Source organism: Alicycliphilus denitrificans K601 (assembly GCF_000204645.1).
Classification (GTDB): Bacteria; Pseudomonadota; Gammaproteobacteria; order Burkholderiales; family Burkholderiaceae_C; genus Alicycliphilus; species Alicycliphilus denitrificans.
Genome location: NC_015422.1, coordinates 954232 through 968051, shown reverse-complemented (window position 1 = coordinate 968051; position 13820 = coordinate 954232). Strand labels below are relative to the sequence as shown.

At 67.4% G+C, this 13820-nt stretch carries 12 protein-coding genes; all 12 read right to left on the bottom strand.

Features of this window, described 5'->3' with window-relative positions; translation table 11 throughout:
- Nucleotides 1-2: 2 nt before the first annotated feature.
- On the bottom strand, nucleotides 3-449 hold the full coding sequence (nudB, locus tag ALIDE2_RS04610; RefSeq protein ID WP_013517848.1) for a dihydroneopterin triphosphate diphosphatase: 447 nt from the start codon (nucleotides 447-449) through the stop codon (nucleotides 3-5).
- 61 nt (nucleotides 450-510) lie between these two features.
- Nucleotides 511-2310: an aspartate--tRNA ligase gene (aspS, locus tag ALIDE2_RS04605; protein WP_013721500.1), complete on the bottom strand. Its 1800-nt coding sequence runs from the start codon at nucleotides 2308-2310 to the stop codon at nucleotides 511-513.
- Nucleotides 2311-2410: 100 nt separating this feature from the next.
- Nucleotides 2411-3034: a DUF502 domain-containing protein gene (locus ALIDE2_RS04600; protein ID WP_013517846.1), complete on the bottom strand. Its 624-nt coding sequence runs from the start codon at nucleotides 3032-3034 to the stop codon at nucleotides 2411-2413.
- A gap of 13 nt (nucleotides 3035-3047) precedes the next feature.
- Complete coding sequence (locus ALIDE2_RS24205; protein ID WP_013517845.1) at nucleotides 3048-3329, bottom strand: FmdB family zinc ribbon protein; 282 nt, start codon at nucleotides 3327-3329, stop codon at nucleotides 3048-3050.
- A gap of 62 nt (nucleotides 3330-3391) precedes the next feature.
- Nucleotides 3392-4843: a high affinity choline transporter 1 gene (locus ALIDE2_RS04590; protein ID WP_013721499.1), complete on the bottom strand. Its 1452-nt coding sequence runs from the start codon at nucleotides 4841-4843 to the stop codon at nucleotides 3392-3394.
- Between the two features lie 51 nt (nucleotides 4844-4894).
- Nucleotides 4895-6460 carry a ubiquinone biosynthesis regulatory protein kinase UbiB gene (gene ubiB / locus ALIDE2_RS04585; RefSeq protein ID WP_013517843.1) on the bottom strand — a complete coding sequence of 522 codons (1566 nt, stop codon included), beginning with the start codon at nucleotides 6458-6460 and terminating at the stop codon, nucleotides 4895-4897.
- On the bottom strand, nucleotides 6457-7017 hold the full coding sequence (locus tag ALIDE2_RS04580) for a hypothetical protein (RefSeq protein ID WP_013517842.1): 561 nt from the start codon (nucleotides 7015-7017) through the stop codon (nucleotides 6457-6459). The genes ubiB and ALIDE2_RS04580 overlap by 4 nt, the downstream gene beginning before the upstream one ends.
- Nucleotides 7018-7091: 74 nt before the next feature.
- Nucleotides 7092-8093: a Tim44 domain-containing protein gene (locus tag ALIDE2_RS04575; RefSeq protein ID WP_041700643.1), complete on the bottom strand. Its 1002-nt coding sequence runs from the start codon at nucleotides 8091-8093 to the stop codon at nucleotides 7092-7094.
- 38 nt (nucleotides 8094-8131) lie between these two features.
- Nucleotides 8132-8863 carry a bifunctional demethylmenaquinone methyltransferase/2-methoxy-6-polyprenyl-1,4-benzoquinol methylase UbiE gene (gene ubiE / locus ALIDE2_RS04570; protein ID WP_013517840.1) on the bottom strand — a complete coding sequence of 244 codons (732 nt, stop codon included), beginning with the start codon at nucleotides 8861-8863 and terminating at the stop codon, nucleotides 8132-8134.
- A gap of 77 nt (nucleotides 8864-8940) precedes the next feature.
- Entirely contained in the window at nucleotides 8941-9360 is a 420-nt protein-coding gene (locus ALIDE2_RS04565) for a gamma-butyrobetaine hydroxylase family protein (RefSeq protein WP_013517839.1), read from the bottom strand.
- Between the two features lie 76 nt (nucleotides 9361-9436).
- On the bottom strand, nucleotides 9437-9889 hold the full coding sequence (locus ALIDE2_RS04560) for an HIT family protein (RefSeq protein ID WP_013517838.1): 453 nt from the start codon (nucleotides 9887-9889) through the stop codon (nucleotides 9437-9439).
- Complete coding sequence (locus ALIDE2_RS04555; protein ID WP_013721498.1) at nucleotides 9886-13803, bottom strand: DUF3683 domain-containing protein; 3918 nt, start codon at nucleotides 13801-13803, stop codon at nucleotides 9886-9888. The genes ALIDE2_RS04560 and ALIDE2_RS04555 overlap by 4 nt, the downstream gene beginning before the upstream one ends.
- Between the last annotated feature and the right edge of the window lie 17 nt (nucleotides 13804-13820).

Here is a 13820-nt window from a genome sequence, read left to right as displayed (position 1 = left end):
CGTCAAACGAATCGTGGCAACCAGAGTATGGCCTCTGCATTGGAGGGCGAGAAACAGCGGTCGGCCGCTTCGCGCCACCCCATCCAGGCATATGACGTATGTTCGCGCGGATTCAAGGCCACGGGCGTTCCCGGCGGCACGCACAGGCCGAACACACGCTCGGTGTTGAGATATACACCCGACGCATAGCGGTGTCGCCACTGGGGGTAAATGGCGTATACATTTTCAAGCCCCCAGTCGCGCAGCACGCAGCCGGGGGCTGCGGCGTCGATGCCCGTCTCCTCTCGCACCTCGCGCGCGGCGGTGGCGGCGAAGTCCTCCGCCAGGCTGTCCTTGCTGCCGGTCACCGACTGCCAGAAATCCTCGGCCGCGTCGGCACGGCGGATCAGCAGCACCTGCAGGTCCGGGGTGTGGATCACCACCAGCACCGACTCGGGGATCTTGTACATGCCGGAACTGTAGCCCGCCTCCCCGCAAACGAAAACGGCAGGCGCGTGGGCCTGCGCCCGCTCAACCCACAGCAGGCACCGGGTTGCGCAGACGGATATGCAGCTCGCGCAGCTGCTTCTCGTCTACCGGCGACGGCGCCTGGGTCAGCAGGTCCTGCGCGCGCTGGGTCTTGGGGAAGGCGATCACGTCGCGGATGGATTCGGCGCCGGTCATCAGCGTGATCAGGCGGTCCAGGCCGAAGGCCAGGCCGCCGTGCGGGGGCGCGCCGTACTGCAGCGCGTCGAGCAGATAGCCGAACTTGGCGCGTGCGTCCTCGGGGCCGATCTTGAGGGCGCTGAACACCTTGCTCTGCACGTCGGCGCGGTGGATGCGCACCGATCCGCCGCCCAGCTCCCAGCCGTTGAGCACCATGTCGTAGGCCTTGGCGATGCACTTGCCAGGATCGGTGTCCATGAGGTCCTCGTGGCCGTCCTTCGGGGACGTGAAGGGGTGGTGCACGGCCACCCAGCGGTCTTCGTCCTCGTCGTGCTCGAACATGGGGAAGTCCACCACCCACAGCGGCGCCCAGCGGTTCTCGAACAGGCCGTTCTGCCTGCCGAACTCGCTGTGGCCGACCTTCAGGCGCAGCGCGCCGATGCTGTCGTTGACGATCTTTTCCTTGTCGGCGCCGAAGAAGACGAGGTCGCCGTCCTGCGCGCCGGTGCGCTTTAGGATCTCGGCGATCGCCGCGTCGTGGATGTTCTTGACGATGGGCGACTGAAGGCCGTCGCGGCCCTTGGCCGCCTCGTTGACCTTGATCCATGCCAGGCCCTTGGCGCCGTAGATCTTCACGAACTCGGTGTACTGGTCGATCTCGCCGCGGCTGATGGCTGCGCCGCCGGGCACGCGCAGCGCGACCACGCGGCCGCCCTTGGTGGTGGCGGGGGTGGAGAAGACCTTGAAGTCCACGTCGCGCATCACATCGGTCAGCTCGGTGAATTCGAGCTTGACGCGCAGGTCGGGCTTGTCGGAGCCGAAGCGGTGCATGGCCTCGGCGTAGGCCATGGTGGGGAATTCGCCCAGGTCCACGTCCAGCTGCTGCTTGAACACCTCGACGATCATGCGCTGGAAGATGGCGCGGATCTCTTCCTCGTTCAGGAACGAGGTTTCGCAGTCGATCTGCGTGAACTCGGGCTGGCGGTCGGCGCGCAGGTCCTCGTCGCGGAAGCACTTGGTGATCTGGTAGTAGCGGTCGTAGCCGGCCACCATGAGCATCTGCTTGTACAGCTGGGGCGACTGCGGCAGCGCGAAGAACTGGCCGTCGTGCACGCGGCTGGGCACGAGGTAGTCGCGCGCGCCCTCGGGCGTGCTCTTGCCCAGCATGGGCGTCTCGATGTCGACGAAGCCTTCCTTGTCGAGGAAGTTGCGCACCTGGATCGCCGTCTTGTAGCGCAGCATCAGGTTGCGCTGCATGGCGGGGCGGCGCAGGTCCATCACGCGGTGCGTGAGGCGCGTGGTCTCCGACAGGTTGTCGTCGTCCATCTGGAACGGCGGCGTCACTGAGGGGTTGAGCACGTCGAGCTCATGGCACAGCACCTCGATCTGGCCGCTCTTGAGTTTGTCGTTGGTCGTGCCCGCGGGACGCGCGCGCACCACGCCCTGGACGCGGACGCAGAACTCGTTGCGGATGTCCTCGGCCACCTTGAACATCTCGGGGCGGTCGGGGTCGCACACCACCTGCACGTAGCCTTCGCGGTCGCGCAGGTCGATGAAGATCACGCCGCCATGGTCGCGGCGACGGTTCACCCAGCCGCACAGGGACACGGTTTGGCCCATCAGGGCTTCGGTCACGAGACCGCAATAGTGGGAGCGCATGGCCATTGAATCAGTCTTCCTGCGCTCCCGCGGAGCGCGACGATGAGGGTTTGTATTCTGCGCGCGCCGCTGGCGACCACCAGGAGCGTGCAACGGGAATGCCGGGTCATTTGCCTGGTTCGTGCGCCACGAGGTCGGGCGGCGCGACGACACCCATGGAAACAATGTACTTGAGGGCCGCGTCGATGCTCATGTCCAGCTCTATGCAGTCGCTCCTGCGCATGAGCACGAAGTACCCGCTCGTGGGGTTGGGCGTGGTGGGCACATAGACGCTCACGAACTCGTCGCGCAGGTAGGCCGCCACCTCGCCGCTGGGCGAGCCGGTGACGAAGGCCACCGTCCACACGCCGTCGCGCGGCCATTGCACCAGCACCGCGGTGCGAAAGGCGTTGCCGCTCTCCGAGAACAGCGTGTCCGACACCTGCTTGACGCTCGAGTAGATGGAGCGCACCACGGGAATGCGGCTGACCAGGGCATCGCCCCAGGACACCATCTTGCGCCCCGCGAAGTTGCTGGCGAACGCGCCGACGACGAGCAGGATGGCCAGCGTGAGCAGCACCCCGAAGCCTGGAATGTGAAAGCCGAGCAGCCTGTCCGGATGCCAGGCCCCGGGCAGGATCTGCAGCGTCTGGTCCAGGGTGCTCACGATCCAGCTCAGCACCCAGGCGGTGATGACGCCGGGCACGATGACCAGCAGGCCCGTGAACAGCCATTTGCGCAATGCAGCCATGGAAATGATAGTTTTATGCGTCGGAACTGGATGCAGGGCTTGCTGGAGCAGCGCTTGCAGCTTCTGTTTTAGGAGCATCCTGCGCCACTGGAGCGGACGCCGCGCCGTTTGCGCCGCCGCGGAAGTCGGTCACGTACCAACCCGAGCCCTTGAGCTGGAAGCCCGCGGCCGTCACCTGCTTGGCAAAGGCCTGCGCGCCGCAGGCCGGGCACACCGTCAAAGGCGCATCGGAGATCTTTTGCAGCACGTCTTTGGCATGGCCACAGGTGCCGCATCGGTAAGCGTAAATAGGCATTGCGATGAAATGCGAAAAATGTGCAAAGCCCGCGATTATAGGTATGCCTGCCCGCAGGCGCCTTACTCGACCCCGACCACGCGGTGATGGGGCGCGCGCGTATTGCGCACCAGTTGTGGCGTCAGCGAGCCGGCCACCATGCCGAACACGGCGGACAGCAGGCCGGCGAGCTGCTGCGGAAAGGCCTCGTGCAGCGCGGGCGTGAGCATGAACACCAGCCACACGCCGATGCCCATCATCACGGCGCACACCGCGCCCTGGGTGTTGGCGCGCTTCCAGTACAGGCCGAACACCAGAGGCACGAAGGCCCCCACCAGCGGCACCTGGTAGGCGCTCGACACCAGCTCGTAGATGGGCGTGCCCTCCATCTTGATGGAGTAGAACAGCACGCCGGCGGCGAAGACCAGCACGCTGATGCGCATGGCCAGCAGCTTTTCGCGGTCGCTGATGTACTCGGGGCGGAACTGGCGCCAGATGTTCTCGGTGAAGGTCACGCTGGGCGCCAGCAGCGTGGCCGAGGCGCAGGACTTGATGGCCGACAGCAGGGCGCCGAAGAACAGCACCTGCATGAGCAGCGGCATCCTCTCCATGACCAGCGTGGGCAGCACCTTCTGCGGATCCTCCCTGAGCAGCTGTGCCGCCTGCTCGGGCATGATGAGGAGCGCGCTCGCGACCAGGAACATGGGCACGAAGGCGAACAGGATGTAGGCCGAGCCGCCGATCACCGTGCCGTGCGTGGCCGCCCGCTCCGTGTTGGCCGACATGACGCGCTGGAACACGTCCTGCTGCGGGATCGAGCCCAGCATCATGGTGATAGCGGCGCCGAAGAAGAACAGCACCTCGTGCCAGGTCGGCTCGGGCCAGAAGCGCAGCATGTCGCGGCTGGTGACCAGGTCGATCACCTTGTCCGCCCCGCCCGCCATGTCGGCCGCAAACCAGGACAGGACCACCAGGCCCAGCACCAGGATGATCATCTGGATGAAGTCCGTGACGGCCACCGACCACATGCCGCCCCACAGCGTGTAGACCAGGATGGACAGCACGCCGATGGCCATGCCCCAGGGAATGCTCACCGTGCCGCCCGAGAGCAGGTTGAACACCAGCCCCAGCGCCGTGACCTGCGCCGACACCCAGCCCAGGTAGCTCAGCATGATGATCAGCGAGCAGATGACCTCCACGGCCCTGCCGTAGCGCTCGCGATAATAGTCGCTGATGGTCAGCAGCGTCATGCGGTACAGCTTGGCCGCGAAGAACAGGCCCACGAGGATCAGGCACATGCCGGCGCCGAACGGGTCCTCGACCACGGCGTTCAGCCCCCCCTGAATGAACTTGGCGGGCACGCCCAGCACGATCTCGGAGCCGAACCACGTGGCGAACGTGGTGGTGATGATCATGTACATGGGCAGGTGGCGCCCCGCGATCGCGAAGTCGGCCGTATTCTTCACCCGCTGGGCGGCCCACAGGCCTATCCCTATGGTGACGAACAGATAGGCAATCACCATGAAGAGCAGCACGTTGGTTACTCCTGGGAGGATTGGAGGATTGAATGTGAAAGTGAGGGGTGATCAGAAGAAGCGGATGCGCACGAACAGCTGCATGGCCAGCAGGCCGAGCACGAAGCCCAGGCCGCCGTAGAGCAGGCTCTGCAGCAGGCGGTTGGTGCGCTTCTGGGCGGCGAGCAGCTCCTGCAGGTCGGCCCGGCCGTCGTGCGGGCGCTGGCGCAGGAAGTCGTGCAGCAGGCGCGGCAGGTCGGGCAGGATCTTGGCGTAGTGCGGCGCCTCGGCGCGCAGCTCACGCCACATGCGCTGGGGGCCGAGCTGCTCGAGCATCCATTTCTCCAGGAACGGCTTGGCCGTGCTCCACAGGTCCAGGTCGGGGTCGAGCTGGCGCCCCAGGCCCTCGATGTTGAGCAGGGTCTTCTGCAGCAGCACGAGCTGCGGCTGTATCTCCACCTGGAAGCGCCGCGAGGTCTGGAACAGCCGCAGCAGCACCATGCCCAGCGAGATCTCCTTGAGCGGGCGGTCGAAGTACGGCTCGCACACCGTGCGTATGGCCGCCTCCAGCTCGTTGACGCGCGTGCTCGCGGGCACCCAGCCGCTCTCGATGTGCAGCTCAGCCACGCGCTTGTAGTCGCGCCGGAAGAAGGCCGTGAAGTTTTGCGCCAGGTATTCCTTGTCGAACTCGGTCAGCGTGCCCACGATGCCGAAGTCCAGCGAGATGTAGCGCCCGAAGGTGGACTGGTCCAGGCTGACCTGGATGTTGCCCGGGTGCATGTCGGCATGGAAGAAGCCGTCGCGGAACACCTGCGTGAAGAAGATCGTCACACCGTCGCGCGCGAGCTTCGGTATGTCCACGCCGGCCGCGCGCAGGCGCTCCACCTGGTTGATGGGCACGCCGTTCATGCGCTCCATCACCGCCACGTCGGCATGGCAGAAGTCCCAGAACACCTCGGGGATGAGCACCAGGTCCAGCCCCTCCATGTTGCGCCGCAGCTGCGCGGCGTTGGCGGCCTCGCGCACCAGATCGAGCTCGTCGTGCAGGTAGTTGTCGAACTCCGCCACCACCTCGCGGGGCTTGAGGCGCTTGCCGTCGGCCGACAGGCCCTCGACCCAGCCGGCCATCATGCGCATGAGCGCCAGGTCCTTGTCGATCACGGGCAGCATGCCCGGGCGCAGCACCTTCACGGCCACGTCGCGCTCGATGCCTTGGCGGTCGCGGATCACCGCGAAATGCACCTGCGCGATGGAGGCGCTGGCCACAGGCTCGCGCTCAAACGACACGAAGATCTCGCCGATGGGGCGGCGGAACGACCGCTCTATGGTGGCGATGGCGATCCCGGGGTCGAACGGCGGCACGCGGTCCTGCAGCAGCGCCAGCTCGTCGGCGATGTCCGGCGGCATCAGGTCGCGCCGCGTGGACAGCACCTGGCCGAACTTCACGAAGATGGGGCCCAGGCGCTCCAGCGCCTCGCGCAGGCGCTGGCCGCGCGGCGCGTCCAGGTTGCGCCCCAAGGTGATCACGCGCGTGAAGACGCGCAGCCATGGCCGGTTGAAGCTCGACAGCACCAGCTCATCGAGCCCGTAGCGCAGCACCACCCAGACGATGGTCAGGCCCCGGAAGAAGCGGCTCATGATGTCGGGCGGTCCGAAGTGCCGTCCAGGCCCGACGCCATGCGTCCGCCCACGAAGCGGCGCAGCGCGCCCGCCACCCGGCCGGCCATGCCGGCCACGGCGCGCGCGGGCGCGTCGCCAATCACGCGCGCCAGGTCTTCCTCAACGTCCCAGCGCACATGGTCCACGAGCCAGTTGATCTCGCCGGCCAGCTGCACGTCGCCCTCGATGCGGATGGTGGGCTTGTCGCCGCGCAGCGCACCCTTGGCCAGGGACAGCGGCGAGGTCTCGGACACCTCCAGCCGCAAATCGGGCAGCGCGCCCTGCGGCGCAAGGTCCAGCAGCCCCGCGGGCGTGACCTGCAGCGCCATGGAATAGACGCGCCACTGCACCCGGGCCACACGGCCGCGCTGGCGTGCCAGACGCTCCATGGCCTCCCTCTCCTGCATGAGCACATGGTTGAGGAACAGCACCAAGCGGTGCTGCAGTTCATGCACCAGCCATGCGGGCGGCTGCGGACCGGCGGCGATGCGCTCGAAAAAACCGTCCAGGAAAGAGAAAGGGGACTGTGTTGCCATAGTCCCCGATTATCCGGTGATTCGCCGGGCCGGCCGCCGCGCAGCCGGCATTTTGGCCGCGCGCGGCGCCATGCCTATTGCAGGGCCTGCACGCCGGCCACCAGCCAGCCGACGGAGCCGTTCTTGGGCTTGGTCATGTTCCAGACCTCGCGGAACGGGCTCGGTCCGGCCGAGGGCTCCTCGCGGATCATGCCGGAGAACTCGACGCTGGCCATGTAGCCGTCGCCCAGGTCCTCGATGCCGAGCAGCTGCGCCTCCAGCATCACCACGTCGGTGTGGTTGGGCTGCTCACCGCCGCGGTGCGACTCGCGCTCGCTCAGCTGGGCGCGGATCTCGTCGACCATGCCGTCGGTCATCATGGAGCGCAGCGTGGCGATGTCGGAGCGGTCCCAGGCGGCCTGCAGCGTGGTGAAGTTGCGCTTGGCGGCGGCCAGGAAGCCCGCCACGTCGAAGTCAGCGGGAACGCCCCAGTTCTGCGAGCCGGCCAGGGCCGATCCGATCATGGAGCCGCCGCCCGTGGCCGGCGCCTGGTAGGCCATGCCGGTGCTCTCCCAGGGGCGCGCCGAGGCATCGTTGCCCACCTTGTCGGGGCTGTACTGGCGTGGCGCCTGCGCCTCGGCCGGCGTGGCGGCGCCCGCGCCCTGGAAGGCGAAGGGCGCGGCGCCCTCCTGGCTGGCCGCGGGCCTACGCGAGCGCATGACCATGCCGATCACCACCATCACGGCCAGCGCCAGCAGCGCGATGAGCAGGAACTGGCCGAACTCGGCCCCCAGGCCCAGGGAATGGGCCAGCCACGCCAGGCCCAGGCCGGCGGCCAGGCCGCCGAGCATGGCGCCCCAGGGTTTCTTGGGCGCCGCCGCCGCGGCGTTGGGCGCTGCCGCGGGTTTGGCCGGGGCGCTGTTGGCTGCGTTCTGCACCGGAGCGGCAGGCGCGGCGGGGGGATTGCCCGCTTCGCGCTGCGTCACGTTGCTGGACTGCCTGCCCATGGATTTGCCGCCGCCCAGACGGCGCGCATCCGCATCCAAATGCACGAGCGCCAGCATGGCGACCAGGAGCACGGACCACAGTTTCATCATGTTCTCCCCGAAGTATTGATAGCGATCAACCGACTCTTTCAACACTTGATTCCAACATGCAAGGCCACGATGCCGCCAGTCATGTTGTGATAGTCCACATGCCCAAAGCCACTTTGCTGCATAAGGGATTTGAGCTCTTCCTGGCCCGGGTGCATGCGGATCGATTCGGCCAGATAGCGGTAGCTGGAGTCGTCGCCCGCCACCAGCTTGCCCAGGCGCGGCAGCACCTGGAAGGAATACCAGTCGTAGGCCCTCTCCAGGGGCTTGGCCACCTTGGAGAACTCCAGCACCAGCAGGCGCCCACGGGCTTTCAGCACGCGGCACATCTCGCGCAGGGCGGCGTCCTTGTGCGTCATGTTGCGCAGGCCGAAGGCCACGCTGACCAGGTCGAAGTGGTTGTCGGGGAACGGCAGGTGCTCGGCGTCGCACACCAGCGTGGGCAGCATCACGCCCTTGTCGATGAGGCGGTCGCGCCCCACGCGCAGCATGGCCTCGTTGATGTCGGTGTGCACCACGCGGCCCGTGGTGCCGACCTTCCTGGAGAACGCCAGCGACAGGTCGCCCGTGCCGCCCGCGATGTCCAGCACCTGGTCGCCCTCGCGCAGGTTGGCCACCATCACGGTGTAGGCCTTCCAGGCGCGGTGCAGCCCGGCCGACATCAGGTCGTTCATCAGGTCATATTTGGGCGCTACGGAATCGAACACGCCGCGCACGTGGCGCGCCTTGTCCTCTTCCCGAACCGACTGGAATCCGAAATGCGTGGTACTCATGCCGCGATGCTACGCACCCGCCCGCCGTGCGTACAGCGGCAACCCCGTGCCGGCCTGGGACATCTGTCGTTATTTGATCAATGGCCGCCGCAGCCGTGGCCGCCCCTGGCCTTAGGCGCCATGGGCGCATCGCGGTCCAGGCCGGCCGCGGCCAGGCGATCGAGGTAGTCCGCCCACAGTGCCTGCGCGTCGCGGCCCAGTTCGTAGAGATAGTTCCAGGAGAAGATGCCGCTGTCGTGACCGTCGGAGAAGCTGGGCTGGACCGCGTAGTTGCCCACCGGCGCAAGCGCAGTGATGGTCACGTCGCGCTTGCCCGTCTGCAGCACCTGCTGGCCCGGGCCGTGGCCCTGCACCTCGGCCGAGGGCGAGTACACGCGCATCAGCTCGAAGGGGATGCGGAAATGCGCGCCGTCGGAAAACACCACCTCCAGCACACGCGACTGCTCGTGCACCGTGATGGATTGGGGCGTGGGTGCGCCAGTCGTCAGACCTGCCATGGATTCGTCCTCATTTTTGCCGTTTCGCCAGTAAAAACCCGTCTGGCAAGCGCTGGCAGCTATCAATTCAGTAACATCATGCGCCGGCCTGCGCGGCCCAGCGATCCAGGCGCTCGCGTATCAGCCCATGCAGGGCCGGCAAGCGATCGACCACCGCGGCCTCGTGCGCGCCGTCGCTCGCGCGCTGCGGGGGAGCCCAGACGGGCGCGGGGAAGTGGCTGTCCCACTCGTAGCGCGCGATCACGTGCCAGTGCAGGTGCGGCACCACGTTGCCCAGCGTGGCGAGGTTGATCTTGGCAGGCGAGAGCTGCTCGCGCAGCGCCTGCTCGACGATCGCGACGGCCTCCATGCAGTGCCGGCGCTCGGCGGGGGTCAGGTCGGAGAACTCGGCCGCATGCGCGTTCCAGATGACGCGGTAGAAGGCGGGGAAGCCCGCCTCCTCGGCACGGATCACGCGCAGCTGCGCGCCGCGCCAGATGAGGGCGCCGCCGTCGGCGTCGCACAGGGGGCAGGCGGGCGCCGTCGTCATACCAGCACCCTCTCGATCCCGCCCGCGTTGGCGCGCTGCACGTATTCGGGCAGCCAGTTCTCGCCCAGGATCTGCCGGGCCATCTCGATGACGATGTAGTCGGCCTCGAGCAGGCCGGTCTGCAGGTCGTCCTGGTAGCGCGAGATGCCCTGCAGGCAGCTCGGGCAGCTGGTCAGGATCTTGATGTTGTCCGTCGCCCCGACGGCGCCGCTGCCGCGCAGCTGGGCCTCGCCCTTGCGGATCTCCTCGGTCTTGCGAAAGCGCACCTGCGTGGACACGTCGGGGCGCGAGACGCCGAGCGTGCCCGACTCGCCGCAGCAGCGGTCGCTCTTCAGGACCTTGTCGCCCACCAGGGCGCGCACGGTCTTCATGGAGTCGCCCAGCTTCATGGGGTTGTGGCAGGGCTCGTGGTACAGGTAGCCCTGGCCCGCGGGCAGCGTGATGCCTTTTTCGAGCAGGTATTCGTGGATGTCGATGATGCGGCTGCCGGGGAAGATCTTGTCGAACTCGTAGCCCTGCAACTGGTCGTAACAGGTGCCGCAGCTGACCACCACGGTCTTGATATCCAGGTAGTTCAGCGTGTTGGCCACGCGGTGGAACAGCACGCGGTTGTCGGTGATCATCTTCTCGGCCTTGTCCTGCAGGCCGTTGCCGCGCTGGGGGTAGCCGCAGCACAGGTAGCCCGGCGGCAGCACGGTCTGCACGCCGGCGTGCCACAGCATGGCCTGCGTGGCCAGGCCCACCTGGCTGAACAGGCGCTCGGAGCCGCAGCCGGGGAAGTAGAACACCGCCTCCGAGTCCGCGCTCGTCTGCGGGTCGCGGATGATGGGCACGTAGTCCTTGTTCTCGATGTCCAGCAGCGCGCGCGCGGTCCTGGTCGGCAGGCCGCCGGGCAGCTTCTTGTTGACGAAGTGGATCACCTGCTCCTTGATCGGCGCCGTGCCTACGGTGGCGGGCGGGCGCGCGGTCTGCGCCTTACTCACGCTGCGCAGCGCGTCGACGGCCAGGCGCTGGGCCTTGAAGCCGACGTTGACCATGCCCGCGCGCAGCAGGTTGATGGTGCGCGGGTCGGTGGCGTTGAGCATGGCCATGGCCAGCTTGTTGCCGGGGCGCCAGCTCTTCTTGTTCATCTTCACGAGCAGGCTGCGCATGGCCATGGTGACGTCGCCAAAGTCGATCTTCACCGGACAGGGGTTGTAGCAGCGGTGGCAGATGGTGCAGTGGTCGGCCACGTCCTCGAACTCCTGCCAATGGTGGCTGGAGATGCCGCGCCGGGTCTGCTCCTCGTACAGGAAGGCCTCGGCCAGCAGCGAGGTGGCGAGGATCTTGTTGCGCGGCGAGTACAGCAGGTTGGCGCGCGGCACGTGGGTGGAGCACACGGGCTTGCACTTGCCGCAGCGCAGGCAGTCCTTGACGCTGGCGACGATCTGGCCGATGTCGCTCTGCTGCATGATGAGCGACTCGTAGCCCATCAGGCCGAAGCTCGGGGTGTAGGCGTTGGTCAGATCGGCGAAGGGCAGCGAGCGGCGCGGGCCATTATGGGCCGAATTAGCCTCCAAGGCTTGATAGACCTGCCCTTGCAGCTCCTGATTTCGCAGCAACTTGCCGCGGTTGAAGTGCCCTTGCGGATCGATACGGCGCTTGTAGTCGGCAAAGGGCGCGAGCTCCTCGTCGGAGAGGAATTCGAGCTTGGTGATGCCGATGCCGTGCTCGCCCGAGATCACGCCGTCCAGGCTGCGCGCAAGCTGCATGATGCGGCCCACCGCCTCGTGCGCGGTCTGCAGCATCTCGTAGTCGTCGCTGTTGACCGGGATGTTGGTGTGTACGTTGCCGTCGCCCGCATGCATGTGCAGCGCCACCCACACGCGGCCCTTGAGCACCTGCTTGTGGATGGCGGCGGCTTCCTGCATCAGGGGCTCGAAGGCCGCGCCGACGAAGATCTCGGCCAGCGGCTGGCGCAGCTGCGTCTTCCAGCTGGCGCGCAGGGAATGGTCCTGCAGCTGCGGGAACAGGCGCGCCACGTCGTCCAGCCAGCCCTGCCACAGGGCCCGCACCTCGGCCACCAGCGCCTGCGCCTGCGCCACGCGGTCGCCCAGCAGCTCGGCGTCTGGAAGCGCGTCGCCCTGCTTCGCGCACGGCAGGTCGGGACGCGCGAAGAAGTCCTGCAGCGCGTCGCACAGCTTGAGCTTGTTGCGCAGGGAGAGTTCGATGTTGATGCGCTCGATGCCGTCGGTGTACTCGGCCATGCGCGGCAGCGGGATCACCACGTCCTCGTTGATCTTGAAGGCGTTGGTGTGCCTGGAGATGGCCGCCGTGCGCTTGCGGTCCAGCCAGAACTGCTTGCGCGCCTCGCTGCTGACCGCGGTGAAGCCCTCGCCGCTGCGCGAATTGGCAATGCGCACCACCTCGGCCGTGGCGCGCGCCACGGCGTCGGCGTCGTCGCCCACCAGGTCGCCAATCAGCACCATCTTGGGCAGCCTGCCGCCGCCCTTCTTGCTCTTGGTCGCGTAGCCCACGGCCTTGAGGTACCGGTCGTCCAGGTGCTCCAGGCCCGCGAGCAGCACGCCGCTGCGCTTCTGCTCGGCGAACATGAAGTCCTTGATCTCGACGATGCTGGGCACGGCCTCCTTGGCCGAGCCGAAGAACTCCAGGCACACGGTGCGCGTGTGCGCGGGCATGCGGTGCACGATCCAGCGCGCGCTGGTGATGAGGCCGTCCGTACCCTCCTTCTGCACGCCGGGCAGGCCGGAGAGGAACTTGTCCGTCACGTCCTTGCCCAGGCCCTCCTTGCGGAAGGACTTGCCGGGGATGTCCAGGCGCTCGGTGCGCACCGGCGTCCTGCCGTCAGCCTCGAAGTACGCGAGCTCGAAGCTCGCCACCTCGGCGTCATGGATCTTGCCCAGGTTGTGGTTGATGCGCGTGACCTCCAGCCACTGCGCCTGCGGCGTGACCATGCGCCAGCTCGCCAGGTTGTCGAGCGCCGTGCCCCACAGCACGGCCTTCTTGCCGCCCGCGTTCATGGCGATGTTGCCGCCGATGCACGAGGCCTCGATGGACGTGGGGTCGACGGCGAACACGTAGCCGCCGCGCTCGGCCGCGTCGGCCACGCGCTGGGTGACCACGCCGGCCTCGGTCCAGACGGTGGGCACGTCGTGCGCGAGGCCCGGCAGGCGCACCATCTCCACCTCGGTCATCGCTTCGAGCTTCTCGGTGTTGATGACGGCGCTGCGCCAGCTCAAGGGGATGGCGCCGCCGGTATAGCCCGTGCCGCCGCCGCGCGGGATGATGGTGAGGTCCAGCTCGATGCACTCCTTGACCAGGGCGGCCGTCTCGCCTTCCGTGTCGGGCGTGAGCACGACGAAGGGGAACTCCACGCGCCAGTCGGTGGCGTCGGTCACGTGGCTCACGCGCGAGAGGCCGTCGAACTTGATGTTGTCCTTGGCGGTGTGGCGCGCCAGGCGCCTGGCCACCAGCTTGCGCATGCCGGCGACCTCGACCAGGGTGGCGTCGAACTCGGCGATGGCGCGGTTGGCCGCCTCGACGAGCTGGGCCACGCGACGGTCGCGCTCGGGGTCCTCCTGCGGCGTGCGGCGCTTCTCGATCTCGCCCATGCGGTGGCGCATGGCGTCCACCAGCATCTTGCGCCGCTGCGGGTTGTGGATCAGGTCGTCCTGCAGGTAGGGGTTGCGCTGCACGGCCCAGATGTCGCCCAGCACCTCGTAGAGCATGCGTGCCGAGCGGCCCGTGCGGCGCTCGCGGCGCAGGTGGTCGAGCACGTCCCAGGCCTGGGCGCCGAGCAGGCGGATGACGATTTCCCGGTCGGAAAACGAGGTGTAGTTGTAAGGAATCTCGCGCAGGCGCACGGGCTCGCTGCCCTGCGCCTGCAGCGCAGCCAGCGCTATCGGTGCATTCATGGGGGTCAACCTGGGTT

What these genes read in the sequence shown, in the direction of transcription:
- nudB (WP_013517848.1), bottom strand. Translation starts at nt 449, where the DNA reads ATGTACAAGATCCCCGAGTCGGTGCTGGTGGTGATCCACACCCCGGAC.
- aspS (WP_013721500.1), bottom strand. Translation starts at nt 2,310, where the DNA reads ATGGCCATGCGCTCCCACTATTGCGGTCTCGTGACCGAAGCCCTGATG.
- ALIDE2_RS04600 (WP_013517846.1), bottom strand. Translation starts at nt 3,034, where the DNA reads ATGGCTGCATTGCGCAAATGGCTGTTCACGGGCCTGCTGGTCATCGTG.
- ALIDE2_RS24205 (WP_013517845.1), bottom strand. Translation starts at nt 3,329, where the DNA reads ATGCCTATTTACGCTTACCGATGCGGCACCTGTGGCCATGCCAAAGAC.
- ubiB (WP_013517843.1), bottom strand. Translation starts at nt 6,460, where the DNA reads ATGAGCCGCTTCTTCCGGGGCCTGACCATCGTCTGGGTGGTGCTGCGC.
- ALIDE2_RS04580 (WP_013517842.1), bottom strand. Translation starts at nt 7,017, where the DNA reads ATGGCAACACAGTCCCCTTTCTCTTTCCTGGACGGTTTTTTCGAGCGC.
- ALIDE2_RS04575 (WP_041700643.1), bottom strand. Translation starts at nt 8,093, where the DNA reads ATGATGAAACTGTGGTCCGTGCTCCTGGTCGCCATGCTGGCGCTCGTG.
- ubiE (WP_013517840.1), bottom strand. Translation starts at nt 8,863, where the DNA reads ATGAGTACCACGCATTTCGGATTCCAGTCGGTTCGGGAAGAGGACAAG.
- ALIDE2_RS04565 (WP_013517839.1), bottom strand. Translation starts at nt 9,360, where the DNA reads ATGGCAGGTCTGACGACTGGCGCACCCACGCCCCAATCCATCACGGTG.
- ALIDE2_RS04560 (WP_013517838.1), bottom strand. Translation starts at nt 9,889, where the DNA reads ATGACGACGGCGCCCGCCTGCCCCCTGTGCGACGCCGACGGCGGCGCC.
- ALIDE2_RS04555 (WP_013721498.1), bottom strand. Translation starts at nt 13,803, where the DNA reads ATGAATGCACCGATAGCGCTGGCTGCGCTGCAGGCGCAGGGCAGCGAG.